Here is a 19,097-nt window from a genome sequence, read left to right as displayed (position 1 = left end):
GCTCAGCCCCAGAATCCCCGATGCGGCTCGGCGGCGATGTCCTCCAGGTGCGGGCCCGACACCTCGACGAGAGGGGTGCCGTGGGCGAAGACCTCGCGCGACGGCAGGTCGAGCTCACGCCCGCCGTCCTCCGACTCGGCGAGCGCGATGAGTCCGGTGCCCGAGAGGGCGTAGACCATGCGCCCGATGCCCGCCCAGAACATGGCACCTGCGCACATCGCGCAGGGCTCGCACGACGTGTAGAGAGTGGATGCCGCCAGCTCAGTGGCATCCCGTTCGCGCCAGGCGAGGCGCACGAGGTTCGTCTCGGCATGGCAGGTGACATCGCGGTCGGTGATGACGGTGTTCTCGGCCTCGAGGACCCGGCCGTCCGCGGTGACGAGGATCGCGCCGAAGGGGTGGTTGCCGTGGGCGCGGGCATCGACGGACACCTGGATCGCACGGCGCAGGTGGGCGAGTTCGGTCGGGGTGAGGGTGTCGGACATGCGTCGATGATCCCAGGTCGATGTCGGCACGTGTCGCGGGTTCGGCGCAGGAGACAGAACCCTCCGTCGCCGGTCGCACCGGATTTCGACTCCTGTCCATAGCTTCCCGCCCCGCCGAGGTCTTAACCTCCGGCTGCGCGGCACCTCCGCCGTTCGTGAGAGGAGCAGTTCCCCATGTCCGATTCCCCCACCATCGTCCTCGTCCACGGCGCCTTCGCCGATTCCGCGAGCTGGGCGCCCGTCACGCGAACGCTCCTCGACCAGGGCTACACGGTCCGAGTGCCCGCCGTCCCCAACCGCAGTCTCCTCGGTGACGCCGCGTACATCCGCTCGGTCGTCGAGCACATCGACGGACCCGTCCTGCTCGCCGGACACTCCTACGGCGGCGCCGTCATCACCGTCGCCGGTGTCGCAGAGAACGTTGTCGGCCTCGTCTACGTCTCTGGCTACGCGTTGGAGGAGGGCGAGAGCCTGGGGCAACTCCAGGGCGGCTTTCCCGACTCCGACCTCGCGCAGAACCTCGTCTACACGCCGTTCCCCGTCGAAGGGGCGGAGGACGGCACCGACGTGACGGTGGAGATCTCGGCCTTCCCCGACGTCTTCGCGCACGGCGTGCCCCTCGAGACGGCGGAGGTGCTCGCGGTGTCGCAACGGCCCCTGGCCGCGCTCGCCTTCGGCGAGCCGGCACCGGTCGCCGCGTGGAAGACGAAGCCGGCCTGGGGCATCGTGTCCAGCGCCGACCACACCATCAACCCCGACGTCGAACGCTTCGGCTACACGCGCGCCGGTCTCCGTTCGGTCGTCGAGATCGACGCACCGCACCTCGTAATGCAGTCGCACCCGGCCGAGGTCGCGAAGGTCATCACCGACGCGATCGCCCAGATCGGCTGAGCCCAACGACGAGGGAGAGGACACGACCGTGGCGATGAGCGACCCGTTCCTGCCCGTGCACCGGGGCGCCCCCGACCGGGACGGGCGCGAGATCGACATCGACCACGACGTCGACGTCCTCTTCGACGAGGCGGTTGACGAGGGCAATGAGGTGGTCCCTTCGTCGGCCGAGGCGCCGCCGTTCCGGACGCCGGTCCCCGGCGACACGGTCACCGAAGAACAACTGGACGAGGATCTCGGTCTCACTCCTCCCCCGCCCGCGGGCGAGTGAGTGAGGCCGAGTCCGGCCCAAGCCCGTGGCATCCCCGGCTCCCAGAATGGTCGCGGTCTGCCTGTCGGCGTGACTTCTGTCAACGCCCGCGCGAACTCCACCGCCGCTGACCTACCTTCCCGGTATGGCAGTGACACGACTGTTGCTCATCCGGCACGGGGAAAGCAAAGGCAACGTCGCCGCGTCGGCGGCCGAGCGAACTGGCGCGCCGGTCATCGAGCTCGACACCCGGGATGCCGACGTGGAACTCTCCCCGGTGGGGAGGGAGCAAGCGGAGGCGCTGCGCGCCTGGGTCGATTCGCTCGATGCGCCCGTCGACGAGTACTGGGTGTCGCCGTACTTTCGGGCACGGCAGACTCTGTCGCTCGCGCTCGGCGGGCAGCCCGCGTCGCCTCGGACGATCGTCGACGAACGACTTCGTGACCGGGAACTCGGCATCCTGGATCTCCTGACGACGCGTGGGGTCCAGGAGCTGCACCCCGAGGAGGCGACACGACGCCGGCACCTCGGCAAGTTCTTCCACCGGCCGCCGGGCGGCGAGTCATGGGCCGATGTCACGCTGCGCCTCCGGTCGTTCTTCTCGGAGCGGCTCGAGGCGTCACCGGCCACCGTGCTCGTCGTCGCTCACGACGCGGTGATCATGCTCGCGCTGTACGTGCTGTTGGAGATGAGCGAAGCCGAACTGCTCGCCTTCGCCTCCGAACACACGGTGCGCAACGCCTCGGTCACCGAGCTCGTGCGCACGGACGACGGGTGGAAGCTCATGACGTTCTCGTCGGTCGAGCACCTCGCCGCCGAGGGCGCGGACATCACGACGCACTCCGGAGATGACGATGTCGCGCACGACTGAGAGGGTCGATCTCGCCCTGCTGCGGGAGTGGGGGCTCCCCGATGCCGGCGGCTCGAAGAAGTCACGTGGTCAGGTGATCGTGGTCGGCGGCTCGACGCGCTCGCCGGGCGCCGTCCTGCTCTCCGCCGAAGCAACGCTCCGCGTCGGAGCGGGGCGCGTAGGCCTCGCCGTCCCCGCTGACATCGCGCCGTACCTCGGCCCCGCGATGCCCGAAGCGGGCCTCTATCCCCTGCCGCCGGGTTCGGCACCCATCGACGACTTCCTGCGCTCCGCACTCGGGTCCGCGGATGCCGTGCTCCTGGGCCCCGGATTCGACGACCCGGATGCCACCCGCGCGGCGCTCCACTCCGTCGCCGACGCCGAGATCGATCGGCTGGTGCTCGACGCGTTCGCGCTCGGCATCCTGGGATCGGTGGACCGCGGCATCCTTCCCGACGACCTTCTGCTCAACGCCAACGAGGAGGAGGCCGCGCTCCTGCTCGAACGCGACCTCGGCGACGACCGCTCGGCCGACGTGGCCGAGATCGCGCGGCGATACGACGCGGTCGTGCACTGCTTCGGCACGGTGGCGCACCCGGACGGCCGCACCTGGCAGGCCGAGCCGGGCAGCTCAGGCCTCGGCACCGCCGGCAGCGGAGACGTGCTCTCGGGCGCGATCACCGGGTTCGCGGCTCTCGGCATGGAGCCCGAACGCGCCGCCGTGTGGGGCGGGTGGACGCACGCCCGCGCGGGCGACCGCCTCACCGAGCGGGTGGGTATCGGCTTCCTCGCGCGGGATCTGCTGCCCGAGCTGACGGCGGTGGTGCACGAGAGCTGAGTTATCCAGCGATCGGAGCCCCAGCCGGCCGAGAATCTCACTCGGCGACGATCGTGCCCTCGTCGTCGAACCGGACGCCCTCGGCTTCGAGCCGCTCACGTGCGGCGTGGTGCACGATGCCCCGCCGCCGCGGGTCGGGTTCCAGCAGACGCAGCAGAGTCTCTCGCGTCGTCGTCGGATGCTCGGCCACGGCGATCCTGACGCTCCAGAAGCGGTCGTCGGCGAAGCGATCCAGCACCTCGGCGCTGGCGTGCGGATTCAGCGCGGCGACGTTGCGGATCGCCTGGTTCGGATCGGTGAAGAAGGGCTCGAAATCCTCAACGGAACTCGCCGCCGACGCACGCGCGTAACGGCGTTCTTCGTCGGCTTTCTCCTCCGGGCTCTGCGCTTGAAGGCCGTATCGACGCGGACCGGTCACCACTCCCCTCGCGCGAACTGCGTGCGGGTGCCCCAGATGTGCTCGATGCGATCGACCATGTGTCCTCCTCGGCGGTCCGCGCGAGAACGTATGGCGGAGGATGGCGATCACGGAGAGCCTCGACACGGGCAGGGCACAGTGCCAAGGTTCGCCCGGCTGACAGACTCGGTGGGGCGTCACGGAAAGGGGACGGGCGAATGGACATCGAACCCGGCATCTACGAGCACTTCAAAGGCCAGCGGTACGAGGTGTTCGGCATCGCGCGGCACTCCGAGACCGAGGAGGTCTTCGCCTCCTACCGCAAGCTCTACGACGACTACTCGTACTGGGTGCGTCCGGTGGAAATGTTCGTGGGGCATGTGGAGCGGGACGGGTACTCGGGCCCCAGGTTTCGGCGGATCGCTTAGCGGCGAGCGGTCGAGCTTCCCGGCATCGTCCTGGCGACGGCGTCGGTACGATCGCTGCGTGGGCCGGAACGAGCGGACGCCTGTCGAACGAACGACAGCGCAGCTCATCATCATCGTCGGAGCGATGATTCTTTTCGTCGGCCTGGTTTTTCTCACGATCTTTCTGGTGCTGGGGGACCCTGACATCACGAACTACCGAGGCGTTCCCCTGTGGCTCTCGACGTCATTCGTCCTGCTCCTCGGAAGCGCGGTCATCACGATCGGGGTGTGGGTCTACCCGCGACGCGGCTCCGGGGCCCCGCGGGATTGATCAGAGCGGATAGGCGCGGCGCATAGATCAACACCGGGCCGGTGCTGCCGAGCCTCGGGACGGGGCATGTCCGAGATGTGCAAGACGGACTCGACACGCAACGCATGTCGGAAACGCCATCGAGCGCGCCCCACGCGATTCTGCCGTGATTCCGCTATGGTCACCCATATTCGTCACTCTGGGGGGACCAATGGAGTTTCACGACCGCATTGCCGCGCTCGCGACAAAGGTAAGCAATCAAGCCTCCGCGATCGGCACGGAGGAAGCGACGAAGAATGCCTTCGTCATGCCGTTCATCTCCACAATCCTCGGCTACGACGTGTTCGACCCGCTCGAGGTCGTCCCGGAGTTCACAGCCGACGTCGGCATCAAGAAGGGCGAAAAGGTCGACTACGCGATCATGCGCGACGGTGAGGTGCAGATCCTCATTGAGTGCAAGGCCTCCACGGGTGCCCCCAAGATCGAGCACGCGTCCCAGCTCTTCCGCTATTTCTCCACGACCAACGCCCGGATCGCCGCGCTCACCAATGGCGTCGTCTGGCAGTTCTTCACCGACCTAGACGCGCCGAACAAGATGGATGCCAAGCCGTTCCTGGTTCTGGATCTGCTCGACATCGACGACACGCTGATTCCTGAGGTTCAGAAGCTGAGCAAGGACAGCTTCGATCTTGAGTCGATCATCAGCGCCGCCGAAGAGCTGAAGTACGTGGGCGCGCTCAAGCGTGAGATCGCGGGCCAGTTCCGCGAGCCGAGCGACGAGTGGATCAAGTTCTTCACCCAGCGCGTTTACGACGGCTCGTACACGGCGCGGGTCCGTGAGCAGTTCACCGCAATCGTTGGCAAGGCCTCCCGCCAGTTCCTCAACGAAAGCGTGAACGATCGACTGAAGACGGCGTTGGGCGCCGGGGCCGGTGTTGCCCTCGTTACCGGGGAACCTGCCGCTGTCTCGAGCGAACCTGTCGCACAGGATGACCTGAACCGCGACACCGAGATCGAGACAACACTCGAGGAGCTCGAGGGCTACCAGATCGTGAAGGCCATCGCTTGCGGCGAGACCAAGCCGCAGCGCATCACCCACCGAGACGCAAAGAGCTACTTCGCTGTGCTCCTCGACGACAACAATCGCAAGCCGATCGCGCGCCTGCACTTCAACGGTCGCCAGAAGTATCTGGGGCTACTTGACGAGCAGAAGGTCGAAACGCGGCACCCGATCGATGAGTTGGACGAGATTTACCAGTACGCGGATGCCATTCGCGAAGCAGTTATTCGGTATCGGTGACTACGCGGCCCAGGATTGCGAACGTCACGCTAGCGGGAAACAGAAGCGGTGAACAAGCCAAATTCGAAGGTGCTTCGCGCCATGCACCTCGTGAGCGAGCTGTCGACAGCGACAGAATTGCTCTCTCTAGGGCTGAATCAAGTTGCAAATCGAAGATGGCAAGCCCGCCAACCGGGCGGTGCGTTCAACCAGTTGTCTCAGGGGGTCGAACGCCTCCTCAAAGCTACGTTCTGGGTCTACGAGTCGAGCAACGGCCGGTCTGTCGATTCAAGGTTCGGCTCCGGCGCGGCCGGGCATGCCATTGCTGACCTGGACCAGCGCGTGTTCGACATCTACGTCAGCGAATCGGAGTCCGCAACGCCTTATGTGAGGGAGCTGATTGCGGAAGCGCGCTCTGACCCCTATTGGAAAGACATACTGCTCGCGCTAGACCGGTGGGCTGCGACTTCAGGGCGTTATCGCGATCTCGACGCGCTTCGCGGTCGCAGTTACGAGGGCGACCCGCCGTGGGCATCGTGGGACGCCGCGGAGCACCGCGCGATCACGGAAGCAGGCGGCTGGGGAAACCTCACGGAGGAACACCTCACGGATAGCCGCAGACGGCTCATGCTGAGTTTCATGCGCTGGTGGCACGTCCATTACCGCGCCTGGCAGCACGGTCTCGTCGGCGCGGAGGGCAAGCAGTTCTCAAGCGAGATCCGCCCAGCAAATCTTCACCTGGAACCGTCCGTGGCTGCACTTGTCGAAGGACGGTAAGAACATTTGCGTCTATGCCCCCCTCCAGCCGCGACAGTGAAGACCGTCGCATAGTCATCGGAGTTGTTCTGGCTGGTCGCGCTCGATACGCTTGCGTGCCGTTCTCCCCTACACCGGGCGAAACTGTCTGGCGTTCCCCACGCTCCTTCGTGAACCCCGCGACCGCCGTGCTCGCGACGCGATGGCATGAGGGTTCGAGTTCTTCCATTGGCAACCCAAGTCCCATCGACCTAGTGATCTCACAGAAGGCTTCGCGAGCCCAACGTCGCGCCCGACCCTCCGCGTGCAAAAATCAATCCAGGCGACGATGCGCGTCGAGGATCACTCCGGCAGGATCGCCGCGGCGATTTTTTCGGCAATCACGCGCACGCTGTCGCGAGCAGTCTCGAACCCAGCCAAGTCTGGGAGTATTCCGCTGTATTCCGCCACTTGGTCGAACGTGACGTTGTGCAGCACGGGGATCAGAGTCTCCTTGTGCAGTAGGGCACCCAGTTCACGCTCGGTCCAGAATCGACCCGTCAGGTATGCGGGCGTCAACACCGCGATTCCGCACCTCGCCAAACGAAGACCCTTATCCATCTGAAGTGCTTGGCTCTTACCAGGAACGATCGTCACCTCGTCGAACCAAATCGAGGCGCCCAGAAATTCAAGCTCACGGCGAAGTGCGTCACCTACTTCCGCACCGTCGATACGCGCGTAGCTTATGAAGGCATCGTGCTCGCGTTCAGGGTGCCGAGATGCCTGTTCCTGCACCCTGTCGGCGAGGTCCTGCTCGGCGCGCGTGTAACGCGGTCCGACTGCCGCGGTCCTTAGCTGTCGATTCAGCTCAGCAACAGTAATGCGGTTCCGATCGTTAGTGCGCTGATTGAGGTCATTCACTCTCTGGTTGTACGCGTTGACGCGACCAACCTCGGCGTTATAGGCATCGACACGGCGTTGCTGCGCCTGCACGACCTGACGGTTGTGCTGATCGACTTTTCTGTTGTACTCATCCACGCGGCGCTTATTCTCACGGTTGACGCGATCCACCTCCGCCTTGATCTTTCGCTCTGCCTCGCGCTGCGCAGCGCGCATCTTCGCCTCGATCTGAGCCCTACTCAATCCAGCCATTCCCTGCTCCTACACCTAATTCTGATGCTGACGAGTAGACCTTACGACCAGGGTCCGACGTCGCTGCTGGGGCTTCACGTGTGCCACGACGAACTTGTCGCCGCACCCCAGGTTGCTGGGTCGGTTCCCCGCATGTAACGCTCACGTAAACTCCCCCTCTCCCCCACCCCCTCCTCCGGTGAGCACATCGTTACCCCGCCGCCCCACCCGACGCGGTCGGGGGTAACGCCTCCTCCCTACGCTGACGGCACGCCCCTCCGATGCGGGGCGCTGCACCTCCCCCATCGCCGACCGGAGGATCCCCGTGACCGTCACCGACCCGCGCCCCGAAACCGCAACGCCGCCCACGGCCGCAACGAGCACCGAAGCGAAGCTCCACCACCGCCCCGGCCGCTGGATCGACAACTGGAACCCTGAGAACGCCCAGCAGTGGGCGGCAGAAGGCAAGGCCATCGCCGCCCGTAACCTGCGGTGGTCGATCTTCGCCGAGTTCCTCGGCTTCGTCGTCTGGCAGCTGTGGTCAGTCGTCGTCGTCTCGCTCCCGGCGGCGGGATTCCAGCTCTCGACCGGTGAGATCTTCTGGCTCATCTCGATGCCGAGTCTCGTGGGCGCGACCCTGCGCATCCCCTACACCTTCATGGTTCCGCGCTTCGGCGGCCGCAACTGGACGATCGTCTCGGCCGGACTCCTGCTCATCCCGAGCATCGGCCTCGCCATCGCGGTGTCGAACCCCGCGACCCCGTTCGGCGTGCTTCTCCTCATCGCCGCCCTCGCCGGCTTCGGCGGCGGCAACTTCGCCAGCTCCATGGCGAACATCACGTTCTTCTATCCGGCCGCGCAGAAGGGCTACGCGCTCGGACTCAACGCCGCCGGCGGCAACCTCGGTGCCTCGGTCGCGCAGTTCGTCGTACCCATCGTCATCACCGTCGGCGCCGCGGCGACCCTGAACCTGCCGCTCGCGGGTCTCATCTGGGTTCCGCTGATCCTCGTCGCCATGGTCGGCGCGTACTTCCGCATGGACAACCTCTCGACCGCCAAGGCCGACATCGCGGCATCCCTCGCCGCTCTGAAAGAGCCGCACCTGTGGATCCTCGCCGTCCTCTACATCGGCACCTTCGGCTCGTTCATCGGCTTCGCGGGCGTCTTCCCGAAGCTGCTGGCCGACACGTTCCCCGACTTCAAGGGCATCGCGATCGGTACGGCCACCGTCACCCTCGCGTTCCTGGGTGCGCTCGTCGGTTCCCTCGCACGCCCGTACGGCGGCAAGCTCGCCGACCGCTTCGGCGGCACCGTCATCACGATCGGCGCCTTCACGGCGATGGGGCTCGGCATCCTGAGCGTCGTCGTCACGCTGCCGCTGCAGAACTTCGCGATCTTCCTGCTGTGCTTCCTCGTGCTCTTCGCCGCAGCGGGTATCGGCAACGGGTCGACCTACCGCATGATCCCGACGATCTTCGCCCTCCGCGCGACGGACGGCGTCGGCGCGCAGCGCAAGGCAGCCGCCGCTCTCGGCCTCATCTCGGCGATCGGCGCGTACGGCGGGTTCTTCATCCCGCAGCTGCTCGGCCTGTCGAAGACGTCGTTCGGTTCGTACGTCCCCGCCCTCACGTGGTTCATCGGCGCGTACGGCGTCTTCCTCGCGATCACCGCCGGCGTCTACCTGACGATGTCGAAGAAGACCGGCACCCGCATCTGATGTCCAGGAGCTCCGCCGACACCCACTGCCCCTACTGCGCTCTGCAGTGCGCGATGACCGTCGTCCACAACAGCGAGACGACGGTCACGGGACGCGACTTCCCCACCAACCGGGGAGGACTCTGCGCCAAGGGCTGGACGTCGGCGGAGCTCTTGGCATCCCCCCACCGACTCCGGATGCCCCTGCTCCGGCAGAGCGACGGCACCCTCGCCGAAGCCACCTGGGACGACGCCTTGGATGCCGTGGCCGCGGCGTTCCGCGACACACGCGCCGCCCACGGCTCTGACGCCAATGCCATCTTCGGCGGCGGCGGCCTCACGAACGAGAAGGCGTACCAGCTCGGCAAGTTCGCCCGCGTGGCGCTCGGCACCTCCCGCATCGACTACAACGGCCGGTTCTGCATGTCGTCGGCGGCCGCGGCATCCAATCGGGCCTTCGGGATGGACCGGGGCCTGCCCTTCCCGGTCACCGACCTCGATGACGCACGGACGATCCTGCTGCTCGGATCCAACGTCGCCGCGACCATGCCCCCGTTCCTCGCGCACCTCGCCGGAGCGCGCGCAAACGGCGGACTCATCGTCGTCGACCCGCGCCGGTCGGCGACCGCGCGCCTCACCGAAGACGGCGCCGGCACTCACCTGCAGCCCGCGCCCGGCACCGACCTGCCGCTCCTGCTCGGCCTGACGCACATCGTGATCGCCGAAGGACTGGCCGACGACGCCTATCTAGAGGAGCGCACGACCGGCTTCGACTCCGTCCGCCGCAGCGTCGCCGCGTGGTGGCCCGAGCGGACGTCCGCGACGACGGGCGTCCCGGTCGCGTTGTTGCGGCAGACCGCACGGCGCCTCGCGGAGGGCGGCGCGTACATCCTCACCGGACGCGGCGTCGAGCAGCACGTCGACGGCACCGCCACCGCCACGGCCGCGATCAACCTCGCGCTCGTCCTCGGTCTCGTCGGCCGCGAGGGCTCGGGCTACGGCACGCTCACCGGCCAGGGCAACGGCCAGGGCGGTCGCGAGCACGGACAGAAAGCCGACCAGCTCCCCGGCTACCGTTCGATCCGCGACCCCGACGCCCGCCGGCACGTCGCCGGGGTGTGGGGCATCGACCCGGACGAGATCCCGGATGCCGGCATCCCGGCCACCGCTCTGCTCGCCGAACTCGGCGGGCCGGTGAAGACGCTGCTCGTCGTGGGGTCGAACGTCCTGGTCTCCGCTCCCGACGTCGAGGCGGTGCGGGCGCGGCTGAAGGCGCTCGACACCCTGATCGTCTGCGACTTCTTCCTCAGCGAGACCGCCGAGATCGCCGACATCGTGCTTCCGGTGCTGCAATGGGCCGAGGAGGAGGGCACGATGACCTCCCTCGAGGGCCGCGTGATCCGCCGTCGCCGCGCGCTGCCCGGGCCCGAGGGAGCACGCAGCGAGCTGTGGATCTCGTCGGAGATCGCGCGGCGCCTGGGCGCGGCATCCACGTGGCCCACCGATCCGGCAGAGGTCTTCGACGAACTCGCCCGCGCGTCCGAGGGCGGCACCGCTGACTATTCCGGCTTGTCGCACGCGCTGCTCGACACCGGCGTCGAGGCGTACTGGCCGTACCGCTCGGAGAGCACCCCGCGGCCGTTCGCAGAGCGCTTCGCGCACCCCGGCGGTCGCGCCAGGCTCGTGCCGGTGGATGCCACTCCCCCGACGCCCACCGACGGCGGTGGCGAGCTGACCCTCGTTACCGGCCGCTATCTGCAGCAGTACCAGTCCGGGACGCAGACGCGACGGGTCGCCGAGCTGAACGCGGCCCGCCCGGAGGCGCGGCTCGAGATCCACCCGGCGACGGCGTCGGGTCTCGGCATCCGGGAAGGCGATCTCGTCGCCGTGTCGAACGCGCGGGGCACCGTGCGGGCGCGGGCGAGCGTGACGACCGACATCCGGCACGACACCGTGTTCCTGCCGTTCCACTACGCCGGCGACGCGTGCGCCAACAGGCTCACCGAGGCCATCGTCGACCCCACATCGGCGATGCCGGAGTTCAAACGTACGCGCGTGCGCCTGTCGATCGAGGAGGGCGCGCATGCCTGAGCGGGTGGTTCTGGTCGGATACGGACCGGTCGGCGCGCGATTCGTCGAGGGGATGCTGCCCGCGGTCCGCGACGGGCGCGTCGACCTCACGGTCGTCGGCGCCGAGACGCACGACGTCTACAACCGCGTGCTTCTGGCGGAGTATGCCGTTCGACGCCTGGACCGCGACGCCCTCGACATGGGCGACCGCCGCGCGGCCGAAGAGGCCGGCGTGCGGTTCCATCTCGGGAGTGCGGTGGTCGGGATCGACCGCCACCCGGGTGCGGTGCGCCTGCACGATGGCATCCGGATGCCCTACGACCGGCTGGTGCTCGCCACCGGCGCCCGCGCGAACGTGCCGACGCTCGCCGGAATGGAACGATCGCGCCGCGACCGCGCCGCGCGCCCCGCGCCCCCGGAGGCGCTCGACCTCGGGGCCGCGCCGCTCCCGCGCGGAGTCGTGGCCCTCCGCGACCTCGCCGACGCCGAACAGGTACGCGCCGCGGTGACCGCCGGGCGGCGGATCGTCGTTCTCGGTGCGGGCGTGCTCGGAATGGAGTTGGCCCTCGCCGCGGCCGAGGCCGGTGCGGAGGTGACCGTGGCGTACCACTCCGCCGCTCCCATGAACCGGACCCTCGACGAGAACGGCGGACGCGTGCTGGCGGCCGCGGCGAGCGCGGCGGGCGTCACGATGGCGCATCACGCGCGCGCCGAGAGCATCGTGCACCGCTACGACGATCACGGCCAGGCCTGGTTCGACGGCCTCGCGTGCGCCGACGGCCGAGTGCTCGCGGGCGACCTGCTCGTGCTGTCGTGCGGAGTCGGCGCGCGCACCGAACTCGCCTTCCACGCCGGGCTCGCGACCTCGACCGGCATCCTGGTCGACGTCGCGTCGCGGTCATGGAGCGATGAGCGGGTTTACGCGATCGGCGACTGCGCGCACGTCGCCGACCCGGCGAACGCCGACGCGCACGGCCACGTGCCGGGTGGGCCGAGCGGACTCGTCGGGCCGGGGTGGCGGCAGGCCGACCGACTCGCGGCACTGCTGTCGTCGGAGACGGCGCCGACCGCTGCCCCGGCACCCGCCGAACGCCCCGCGGTGGTCATGCTCAAAGCCGAGGGCATCGATGTCGTCGCTGGTGGAGCGGTGGACGCCGACCCGTTCACGCACGCCCCGGGATGCCACGGCCCCCAGGTCACGATCTGGGCGGACCCCGCGCGCGGCGCCTACGTCAAGCTGATCACCGTCGAGGGCGTTCTGACGGGTTTCGTCGCCGTCGGGATGCCGCGCACGGGCGCCGAGCTGACCCTGCTGTTCGAGCGCGGGTCGGAGCTGCCCGCCGACCGGTCGTCACTGCTGCGGCTCGACGCGGACGACGCCGGAATGGCGGTGAGCGCCGACCCGTTCGCCGCGGATGCGACCGTGTGCTGGTGCAACGGCGTCAGCGCGGGCGCGATTCGCGACGCCGCCGCGGCCGGAGAGCCGACGGTCGCTTGCGTCAGGGCATCCACACGCGCCGGAACCGGATGCGGCGGGTGCGTCGGACGGATCACCGAACTGCTGGCCCGCGAGACCGTCACCGTCTGAGCGTCCGTTGCGCGCGAGAGCATCGCGCGGACGCGCGGGTCAGGGCCGGTCGCCGCTGTCGGGCAGAGATGCGCCCTCGCGCGCCGCGCGCCACCGCTCCCACACCACGGCCGCCACGCGCGGATCCGCCCCGATGGGGGCCGAGGTCAGATCGGCATCCGCAGTCTCGATGACGCGCGAGAAATGCCCGGGCGCGAGCACGTAGCTCGCCGCCACCGTCCGCCGCCCGTCGGCCCGCGCCGACGCCACGGCGTCGGGGATCCGTGGCTCGGATGCGGCGGCGTAGGCCGCGACGACGGGCCCGCGCACCCCGGCATTCGCCATCATCGCCGCCATGCCCTCGACATCGACCACCGCGCCGGGCCGCGTGGAACCGGCGGCCGCGAGGATCACGGTGTCGTCCGGCCCCGCTCCGGCGTCGCGGACGCGGTCGGCGAGGATCTCGGCGAGCAGCCGGTGCGGGCCGAGGGGCGCAGCGACGGGAAGGCCGGCCGCCGCCTCCCGCAGATCGACCTCGGTGTGGTAGCCGGTCGACAGCAGCAGCGGCACGATCACGATGTCGGACGTGCGCTCGCGCGCCGTCTCGACCACGTCGGTGACGAAAGGCCCGTGCACGTCGACGTAGGCCTCGAGCACCTCGACGTCATCGGGCGCGGTGGCGCGCAGGATGTCGAGCAACTCGCGGACGACCACGCGTCCTTCTTCGAATCGCGTCCCGTGGGCGCAGGCGATGAGCACAGCGGTCACGAATCCGCCTCCTCGACGACATCAAGCCGATATCCCCGCTTGTAGACGGTGCGGATGAGGTCGGTGCCGTTCAGTGCCTCGCGCGTGCGGGCCACCGCGACCTCCACCGCGTGAGCGGACGCCCCCGCATTCGTCAGCACGGCCACCAGGTCTGCTCGCGAGACGACGGCCCCGGGTTGGATCGCGAGGGCGCGCAGCAGCTCCACCCCCGTGCGTGGCAGGGCGGTGAACGTCCCGTCGAGCACGATCCCCGAGGAGCGGATGCCGAGTCGACCGGCCGTGGTCGGGATGAGCGGTGCGCCGGGCCCGCCGTAGTGCGTGACCACGGCGCGCACGAGCGCGCCGAGGCGGCCCCGGTCGGGGATGAGCGGGATGATTCCCGCCTCGATCAGGGGGCCCGCGGTGATGGGGCCGACCGCGGCGACCAGCACCTGCCCCCGCGCGGCACGGGATGCCACGCCCTCGAGCGCGTCAGCCCGTCCGGCGGCGAGGATCCATTCGCGGGCCGCGGGCGCCGAGGTGAAGAGCACCGCGTCGATCTCTCCGCGCGCGACCTGCTGCGTCGACGCCGCGACGACCTCGGGGTCGGGCGGCGGGCCCCACCGGTAGATCGTCAGGCTCGTCACGCGCGCCCCGGCGGCCTCAAAGGCATCGTCCAGGCCGTCGGCACCCGAGCCGTGGTGCTGGACGGCGACGTGCAGGCCGTCCATGCCCTCGGCGACGAGGAAGTCGCGCAGCTCCGCCGCCGTCTCACTCTCGGCCACCCAGTCGGCTTCGAACCCCGCCTGCTGGATCGCCCCGCGCGCCTTGGGGCCACGGGCGACGATGCGCGCGGTGTCGAGCACGGGCGCGAGGGCGTCGTGGAGCCCCGCCTCGTCGGCCGTCTCCATCCAGGCGCGGAACCCCACTCCCGTGGTGGCGACGACGACGTCGGGCGGGTCGTCAACGAGCGCCCGGGTCTTCGCGATCAGTTCCTCATCGTCGACGTGCGGCACGATCGTCAGCGCCGGCGCCACGCGGACGCGCGCCCCGTGGCGTTCGAGCGCGGCGGACAGTTCCCCCGACCGCCGGTCGACGGGAAGCAGCACGGTGCATCCGAGGAGCACCGTGCTGATCGCGCGGGGAGATTCCGTCACCCGATGCCCTGCGAAGGTGCCGCCCGGACGAGCACGGCCACGGGCGCCGCGTCCGACGTCGGCAGGAGAAGATCAGGGCGCGCGACGTCGCCGAACACGAGCACCGCGGGATTGGCGAGGCTCTGCGCCTCGGCATCCTGAACCGCCGATCCCAGCGTTGTACGAATTGTCCGCTGCGCCGGCGTGTGGCCGTTCTCGACGAAGGCGACGGGGCGCGACGGCGGGGCACCGGCGGCCAGCGCCGCCGCGGCGAAGCGGGGAAGCGCGCTCACGCCCATCAACGCCACGACGGTGGCGCGGTCATCGCGCAGTGCAGCGAGAGTCGCCTCACCGGGGTGCTCCTGACCGTTCACAACATGAAGGGTACCGGCGACGCCCCGGTGGGTCACCGGCACGCCGGCGGCCGCGGGTACCGCGATCGCGCTCGAGATACCGGGCACTACCTCGACCGGGATGCCGGCGGCGCGACAGGCGATGACCTCTTCCCCGCCCCGCCCGTAGACGAACGGGTCGCCGCCCTTCAGCCGCACGACACGAAGCCCCCGGGCCGCGCGGTCGACGAGGATCGCGTTGATCTCCTCCTGCGGCACGGGGTGGTGCTGTGGGCGCTTTCCGACGTCGATGAGCTCGACGTCGTCGCCGAGTTCGGCGAGGACGCCCGTGGGCCCGAGCCGGTCGTGCACGACGACGTCGGCCTCGGCCAGCAGGGCACGGGCACGCACGGTCAGCAGGTCGACCGGGCCAGGGCCGCCGCCGACGAGCGCCACGCTCCCCACGAGCGGGCGCCGTCGGCGGCGGAGCGGAAGGGCGCCTTCGGCGAGGCGCTGGGCGATGGCGTCGCGCACGGCGACCGTGCGGCGCGGGTCGGCACCCGCGGCCGAGACGACGCCGACCATGACGTCACCGCTCGTGGTCTCGGCGGCCAGGCGCGCCGTGCCCTTGCCGCCGTGCCCCGCGTTGACGCACCACACCCGCCGCGCCTCGGCGGCAGCGACGACGGCGGCATCCACGGATGCCGACCCGGTCGCCGTGTGGCAGAACCACGCGTCGTCGAGGTCTTCGGGAGCGAAGGGGCGCCCGCGCCACTCGATGTCGCCGGCAGCGGCGAGCGCCGCAAGGCCCGCGGTCGCGACCGGGGCGACCAGGCGCACGCGGGCACCGGCGGCACGGAGACGTGCAATGCGCTTCTCGGCGACGGAGCCTGCGCCGACGCACACGACGAGGCGGTCAGTGAAGTCGAGTCCTGCGAGTGCGATCATCGGGGGTCTCCTGAGATTCGGACGAACACGTCGCCGTCGGTCACCGCGACCGGGTGCACCCGGATGCTCAGCGGCTCCTTGCCCTGCGTGTCGAGGCACACGCCGGTGCGCAGGTCGAAGACCTGCTTGTACATCGGGGATGCCACGGTCGGCACGCCCGCACGATCGCCGACGATCCCCCGCGAGAGGACGGCCGCGCCGCTGAACGGGTCGATCTGGTCGGTGGCGTAGATGCGACCGTCGAACGTGCGGAACAGCGCGATCTGACGGCCGTCGATGAGCGCGGCGGCCCCGCGCTCGACGAGCAAGTCGTCGACGCGGCACACGCGGGTCCACGGGTCGGTGGTCATGGTGTCGGCCTCGGGGGGCGTGGCATCCAGGATCGTCATGAGCGCACCGCCAGGGTCGTGCCACCGATGAAGACCGCGCCCGCGCTGCGTTCGTCTGCAGTGGCGGGTCGGGCCTGCCCGCGCTCGGCGACGTAGGCGAGCGAGGGGTCGGCGACCTCAGGGGCGTTCACGAAGCTCTGGAAGCGCTTCAGCTTTTCGGGGTCGGCGAGGGTCGCTGCCCACTCGTCCTCGTACGCGTCGATATGGGATGCCATGGCCCGGTCGAGATCGTCGGCGATGCCGAGCGTGTCGTCGAACACGACGCCTTTGAGTGCCTCGAGCCCTCCTTCGTACTCCTCGACCCACGGCGCCGTGCGCTGCAGCCGGTCAGCGGTGCGGATGTAGAACATCAGGAAGCGGTCGATCGCACGCAGCAGCCCGTCATCGTCGAGTCCCTCGGCGAACAGCACCGCATGGCGGGGCGTGAAGCCGCCGTTTCCGCCGACGTAGAGATTCCACCCGGCCTCGGTCGCGATCACGCCGATGTCTTTGCCGCGGGCCTCGGCGCACTCGCGCGCGCAGCCCGAGACGCCGAACTTCAGCTTGTGCGGCGAGCGCAGGCCCCGGTACCGCAGCTCGAGCTGGACGGCCATGCCGACCGAGTCCTGCACGCCGTAGCGGCACCACGTCGACCCGACGCACGACTTCACGGTGCGCAGCGACTTGCCGTACGCGTGCCCGGACTCGAACCCGGCGTCGACCAGTCGCTTCCAGATGGCGGGCAGCTGGTCGAGGCGGGCCCCGAACAGGTCGATGCGCTGGCCGCCGGTGATCTTCGTGTAGAGCCCGAAATCGCGCGCGACCTCGCCGATCACGACGAGCCCCTCGGGCGTGATCTCGCCGCCCGGGATGCGCGGCACGACGCTGTAGCTGCCGTCCCTCTGGATGTTCGCCATGACGTGATCGTTGGTGTCCTGCATCGTCGCGAGCTCACCCGAGAGCACGTGCTCGGAGTAGAGGCTCGACAGGATGCTCGCGAGCGCGGGCTTGCAGATATCGCAGCCGCGGCCGGTGCCGAAGCGCTCGACGATGGCGGTGAAGGTTCTGAGCCCCGACACTCGCACGGCGTCGAAGAGCTGCGCGCGGGTGAACGAGAAGTGCTCGCACAGCCCGTTGGAGACTTCCTTGCCGGATGCCGCCAGCTCGGTCGCCACGAGCTTCTTGACCAGCGTGAAGCACGAACCGCACGCCGCCCCGGCCTTCGTGCACGCCTTGACCTCGGCGGCATCCGCGCAGTCGTGCTCGGTCACGGCAGCCCGGACCGTCCCGGCGGTGACGCCGTTGCACGAGCAGACGATCGCGTCGGCGGGCAGGTCGCCCTGCGGTGCGGGCGCGAGACCTTCGGGCAGCAGGTAGGCCGCCGGGTCGCCGCCGAGCGCGCGACCGACGAGCGGGCGGAGCGAGGTGTACGCCGAAGCGTCGCCGACCAGGATGCCGCCGAGCAAAGTCTGCGCGTCGTCGCTCAGCACGAGCTTCTTGTACACGCCCGACACGGGGTCGGCGTAGGTGACGTCGAGGGCGTTCGGCGTCTCGGCGAACGCGTCGCCGAAGCTGGCGACCTCGACACCCGAGAGCTTGAGCTTGGCCGAGGTGTCGAAGCCGGGAAAAGCCGCCTCTCCGCCGAGGAGGCGAGTCGCGGCGACCTCGGCCATCGCGTAGCCCGGGGCCACCAGGCCGATGCACTGGCCGTCGAAGCTGGCGACCTCGCCGATCGCGAGGATCGCCGGGTCGGAGGTGTCGCAGCCCGCATCGATCACGACGCCGCCCCGCGGGTCGACACGAAGGCCGGCGGTGCGGGCCAGTTCGTCGCGGGGCCGCACGCCGACCGTGAAGACGACGATGTCGACGGGCTCCCAGCTGCCGTCGCGCAGTTCCAGTCCGCGCACGGCCCCCGACCGGTCAGCATCCACCCGGGTCGTCACCGAGGACGTGCGGACGTCGATGCCCCGCGCCTCGATCAGACGCTCCAGCGCCTTGGCCCCGCCGAGATCGAGCTGCGCCGACATCAGGCGCTCGTTCGACTGGAGGACGAAGGGGGCGACGCCCTCGGCCTGAAGCGCTCCCGCGGCCTCGAGCCCGAGCAGACCGCCACCGACCACCGCACCGCGGAGAGGGCGACCGAGCTGTGCACCCCGGCGTGCCACCCACGCCCGGATCCCCTCGACGTCGTCCAGCGTGCGATAGACGAAGCAGCCCTCGTGATCGAAGCCGTCCAGCGCCAGCCGGGCCGCGAACGAGCCCGTGGCCAGGACCAGGCGATCGTACCGATGGGTGCCGCCACCGACGGTGGTGACCTCGCGCTGCGCCCGGTCGATCTTCACCACGCGCGCACCGGTGTGCACGCGTACCCGATCGTGCGCGAGGACCCGGGCGTCGAGAGCGAGATCCTCGGCGGTCTTGCCGCCGAAGTATCCCGTGAGACCCACGCGGTCATACGGCTCGTACTTCTCGTCGCCGAGCACCGTGACCGACCAGCGGCCTTCGGTGTCGCGGGCGGTCAGGCTCTCCACGAAGCGGTGCGCCACCATTCCCGCACCGACCACGACGACGGAACCGGACGACGAGTTCGAAGTGACCATGCCTCGACGGTAGACAGGTGAGGTTTCGCCGACCTCTTCGCCCGCGTTACCTCCGGCGAAC

Annotated in this window: 19 protein-coding genes; 11 read left to right on the top strand and 8 right to left on the bottom strand. The window is 69.5% G+C overall.

Annotated features, from left to right (window positions below; all coding sequences use genetic code 11):
* Positions 1-2: 2 nt before the first annotated feature.
* A complete protein-coding gene (locus tag AC3WLZ_RS03545; protein ID WP_492469075.1) occupies positions 3-485 on the bottom strand; it encodes a nucleoside deaminase in 483 nt (160 codons plus the stop codon).
* A 174-nt stretch (positions 486-659) separates the two neighbouring features.
* Here AC3WLZ_RS03545 and AC3WLZ_RS03540 point away from each other — a divergent pair, with 174 nt between their 5' ends.
* The 4 genes from AC3WLZ_RS03540 (at position 660) to AC3WLZ_RS03525 (ending at position 3,314) form a co-directional block, all read left to right on the top strand.
* Entirely contained in the window at positions 660-1,376 is a 717-nt protein-coding gene (locus AC3WLZ_RS03540) for an alpha/beta hydrolase (RefSeq protein ID WP_492469074.1), read from the top strand.
* Positions 1,377-1,404: 28 nt separating this feature from the next.
* Positions 1,405-1,647, top strand: a complete 243-nt coding sequence (locus tag AC3WLZ_RS03535) for a hypothetical protein (RefSeq protein ID WP_492469073.1) — start codon at positions 1,405-1,407, stop codon at positions 1,645-1,647.
* A 124-nt stretch (positions 1,648-1,771) separates the two neighbouring features.
* The gene (locus tag AC3WLZ_RS03530) at positions 1,772-2,497 is read left to right on the top strand and encodes a histidine phosphatase family protein (protein WP_492469072.1); all 726 of its coding nucleotides are present in this window, start codon (positions 1,772-1,774) and stop codon (positions 2,495-2,497) included.
* A complete protein-coding gene (locus AC3WLZ_RS03525; protein WP_492469071.1) occupies positions 2,481-3,314 on the top strand; it encodes an ADP-dependent NAD(P)H-hydrate dehydratase in 834 nt (277 codons plus the stop codon). Before AC3WLZ_RS03530 ends, AC3WLZ_RS03525 begins: the two co-directional genes overlap by 17 nt.
* 37 nt (positions 3,315-3,351) lie before the next feature.
* On the opposite strand, the gene AC3WLZ_RS03520 is transcribed toward AC3WLZ_RS03525, so the two are convergent.
* Complete coding sequence (locus tag AC3WLZ_RS03520) at positions 3,352-3,732, bottom strand: hypothetical protein (RefSeq protein ID WP_492469070.1); 381 nt, start codon at positions 3,730-3,732, stop codon at positions 3,352-3,354.
* A 197-nt stretch (positions 3,733-3,929) separates the two neighbouring features.
* Here AC3WLZ_RS03520 and AC3WLZ_RS03515 point away from each other — a divergent pair, with 197 nt between their 5' ends.
* The 4 genes from AC3WLZ_RS03515 (at position 3,930) to AC3WLZ_RS03500 (ending at position 6,484) form a co-directional block, all read left to right on the top strand.
* Complete coding sequence (locus tag AC3WLZ_RS03515) at positions 3,930-4,139, top strand: DUF1653 domain-containing protein (protein ID WP_492469069.1); 210 nt, start codon at positions 3,930-3,932, stop codon at positions 4,137-4,139.
* Between the two features lie 58 nt (positions 4,140-4,197).
* Complete coding sequence (locus AC3WLZ_RS03510) at positions 4,198-4,449, top strand: hypothetical protein (RefSeq protein ID WP_492469068.1); 252 nt, start codon at positions 4,198-4,200, stop codon at positions 4,447-4,449.
* Positions 4,450-4,639: 190 nt separating this feature from the next.
* Entirely contained in the window at positions 4,640-5,728 is a 1,089-nt protein-coding gene (locus tag AC3WLZ_RS03505) for a type I restriction endonuclease (protein ID WP_492469067.1), read from the top strand.
* A gap of 48 nt (positions 5,729-5,776) precedes the next feature.
* Positions 5,777-6,484: a hypothetical protein gene (locus AC3WLZ_RS03500; RefSeq protein WP_492469066.1), complete on the top strand. Its 708-nt coding sequence runs from the start codon at positions 5,777-5,779 to the stop codon at positions 6,482-6,484.
* 321 nt (positions 6,485-6,805) lie between these two features.
* Here AC3WLZ_RS03500 and AC3WLZ_RS03495 read toward each other — a convergent pair whose 3' ends face one another.
* Positions 6,806-7,594 carry a toll/interleukin-1 receptor domain-containing protein gene (locus AC3WLZ_RS03495; protein WP_492469065.1) on the bottom strand — a complete coding sequence of 263 codons (789 nt, stop codon included), beginning with the start codon at positions 7,592-7,594 and terminating at the stop codon, positions 6,806-6,808.
* 298 nt (positions 7,595-7,892) lie between these two features.
* On the opposite strand from AC3WLZ_RS03495, the gene AC3WLZ_RS03490 reads away from it, so the two are divergent.
* Genes AC3WLZ_RS03490 through AC3WLZ_RS03480 form a run of 3 tightly spaced genes read left to right on the top strand, consistent with a single transcriptional unit; the run spans position 7,893 to position 12,926 of the window.
* On the top strand, positions 7,893-9,290 hold the full coding sequence (locus AC3WLZ_RS03490) for an MFS transporter (protein WP_492470939.1): 1,398 nt from the start codon (positions 7,893-7,895) through the stop codon (positions 9,288-9,290).
* Positions 9,290-11,359: a molybdopterin oxidoreductase family protein gene (locus tag AC3WLZ_RS03485; RefSeq protein WP_492469064.1), complete on the top strand. Its 2,070-nt coding sequence runs from the start codon at positions 9,290-9,292 to the stop codon at positions 11,357-11,359. The genes AC3WLZ_RS03490 and AC3WLZ_RS03485 overlap by 1 nt, the downstream gene beginning before the upstream one ends.
* On the top strand, positions 11,352-12,926 hold the full coding sequence (locus AC3WLZ_RS03480) for an FAD-dependent oxidoreductase (RefSeq protein ID WP_492469063.1): 1,575 nt from the start codon (positions 11,352-11,354) through the stop codon (positions 12,924-12,926). The genes AC3WLZ_RS03485 and AC3WLZ_RS03480 overlap by 8 nt, the downstream gene beginning before the upstream one ends.
* Before the next feature lie 39 nt (positions 12,927-12,965).
* On the opposite strand, the gene AC3WLZ_RS03475 is transcribed toward AC3WLZ_RS03480, so the two are convergent.
* The 5 genes from AC3WLZ_RS03475 to nirB are packed head-to-tail and all read right to left on the bottom strand — an operon-like array spanning position 12,966 to position 19,036.
* Positions 12,966-13,673 (bottom strand): sirohydrochlorin chelatase, encoded by a 708-nt coding sequence (locus tag AC3WLZ_RS03475; RefSeq protein ID WP_492469062.1) that lies wholly within the window; start codon positions 13,671-13,673, stop codon positions 12,966-12,968.
* Positions 13,670-14,809 (bottom strand): uroporphyrinogen-III synthase, encoded by a 1,140-nt coding sequence (locus tag AC3WLZ_RS03470; RefSeq protein ID WP_412923699.1) that lies wholly within the window; start codon positions 14,807-14,809, stop codon positions 13,670-13,672. The genes AC3WLZ_RS03475 and AC3WLZ_RS03470 overlap by 4 nt, the downstream gene beginning before the upstream one ends.
* A complete protein-coding gene (gene cobA, locus AC3WLZ_RS03465) occupies positions 14,806-16,068 on the bottom strand; it encodes a uroporphyrinogen-III C-methyltransferase (RefSeq protein WP_412923698.1) in 1,263 nt (420 codons plus the stop codon). The genes AC3WLZ_RS03470 and cobA overlap by 4 nt, the downstream gene beginning before the upstream one ends.
* A complete protein-coding gene (nirD, locus tag AC3WLZ_RS03460) occupies positions 16,065-16,457 on the bottom strand; it encodes a nitrite reductase small subunit NirD (protein ID WP_412923697.1) in 393 nt (130 codons plus the stop codon). Before nirD ends, cobA begins: the two co-directional genes overlap by 4 nt.
* Positions 16,454-19,036 (bottom strand): nitrite reductase large subunit NirB, encoded by a 2,583-nt coding sequence (gene nirB, locus AC3WLZ_RS03455; RefSeq protein ID WP_492469061.1) that lies wholly within the window; start codon positions 19,034-19,036, stop codon positions 16,454-16,456. Before nirB ends, nirD begins: the two co-directional genes overlap by 4 nt.
* Positions 19,037-19,097 lie beyond the last annotated feature (61 nt).

The organism is Microbacterium sp. FW305-3-2-15-F-LB2 (assembly GCF_058787255.1).
This window is presented reverse-complemented; position numbering and strand designations above follow the sequence as displayed.

Coding starts and splice junctions, on each gene's coding strand:
- AC3WLZ_RS03545 (WP_492469075.1), bottom strand. CDS start 485: ATGTCCGACACCCTCACCCCGACCGAACTCGCCCACCTGCGCCGTGCG.
- AC3WLZ_RS03540 (WP_492469074.1), top strand. CDS start 660: ATGTCCGATTCCCCCACCATCGTCCTCGTCCACGGCGCCTTCGCCGAT.
- AC3WLZ_RS03530 (WP_492469072.1), top strand. CDS start 1,772: ATGGCAGTGACACGACTGTTGCTCATCCGGCACGGGGAAAGCAAAGGC.
- AC3WLZ_RS03525 (WP_492469071.1), top strand. CDS start 2,481: ATGTCGCGCACGACTGAGAGGGTCGATCTCGCCCTGCTGCGGGAGTGG.
- AC3WLZ_RS03515 (WP_492469069.1), top strand. CDS start 3,930: ATGGACATCGAACCCGGCATCTACGAGCACTTCAAAGGCCAGCGGTAC.
- AC3WLZ_RS03505 (WP_492469067.1), top strand. CDS start 4,640: ATGGAGTTTCACGACCGCATTGCCGCGCTCGCGACAAAGGTAAGCAAT.
- AC3WLZ_RS03495 (WP_492469065.1), bottom strand. CDS start 7,594: ATGGCTGGATTGAGTAGGGCTCAGATCGAGGCGAAGATGCGCGCTGCG.
- AC3WLZ_RS03485 (WP_492469064.1), top strand. CDS start 9,290: ATGTCCAGGAGCTCCGCCGACACCCACTGCCCCTACTGCGCTCTGCAG.
- AC3WLZ_RS03480 (WP_492469063.1), top strand. CDS start 11,352: ATGCCTGAGCGGGTGGTTCTGGTCGGATACGGACCGGTCGGCGCGCGA.
- cobA (WP_412923698.1), bottom strand. CDS start 16,068: ATGATCGCACTCGCAGGACTCGACTTCACTGACCGCCTCGTCGTGTGC.
- nirD (WP_412923697.1), bottom strand. CDS start 16,457: ATGACGATCCTGGATGCCACGCCCCCCGAGGCCGACACCATGACCACC.
- nirB (WP_492469061.1), bottom strand. CDS start 19,036: ATGGTCACTTCGAACTCGTCGTCCGGTTCCGTCGTCGTGGTCGGTGCG.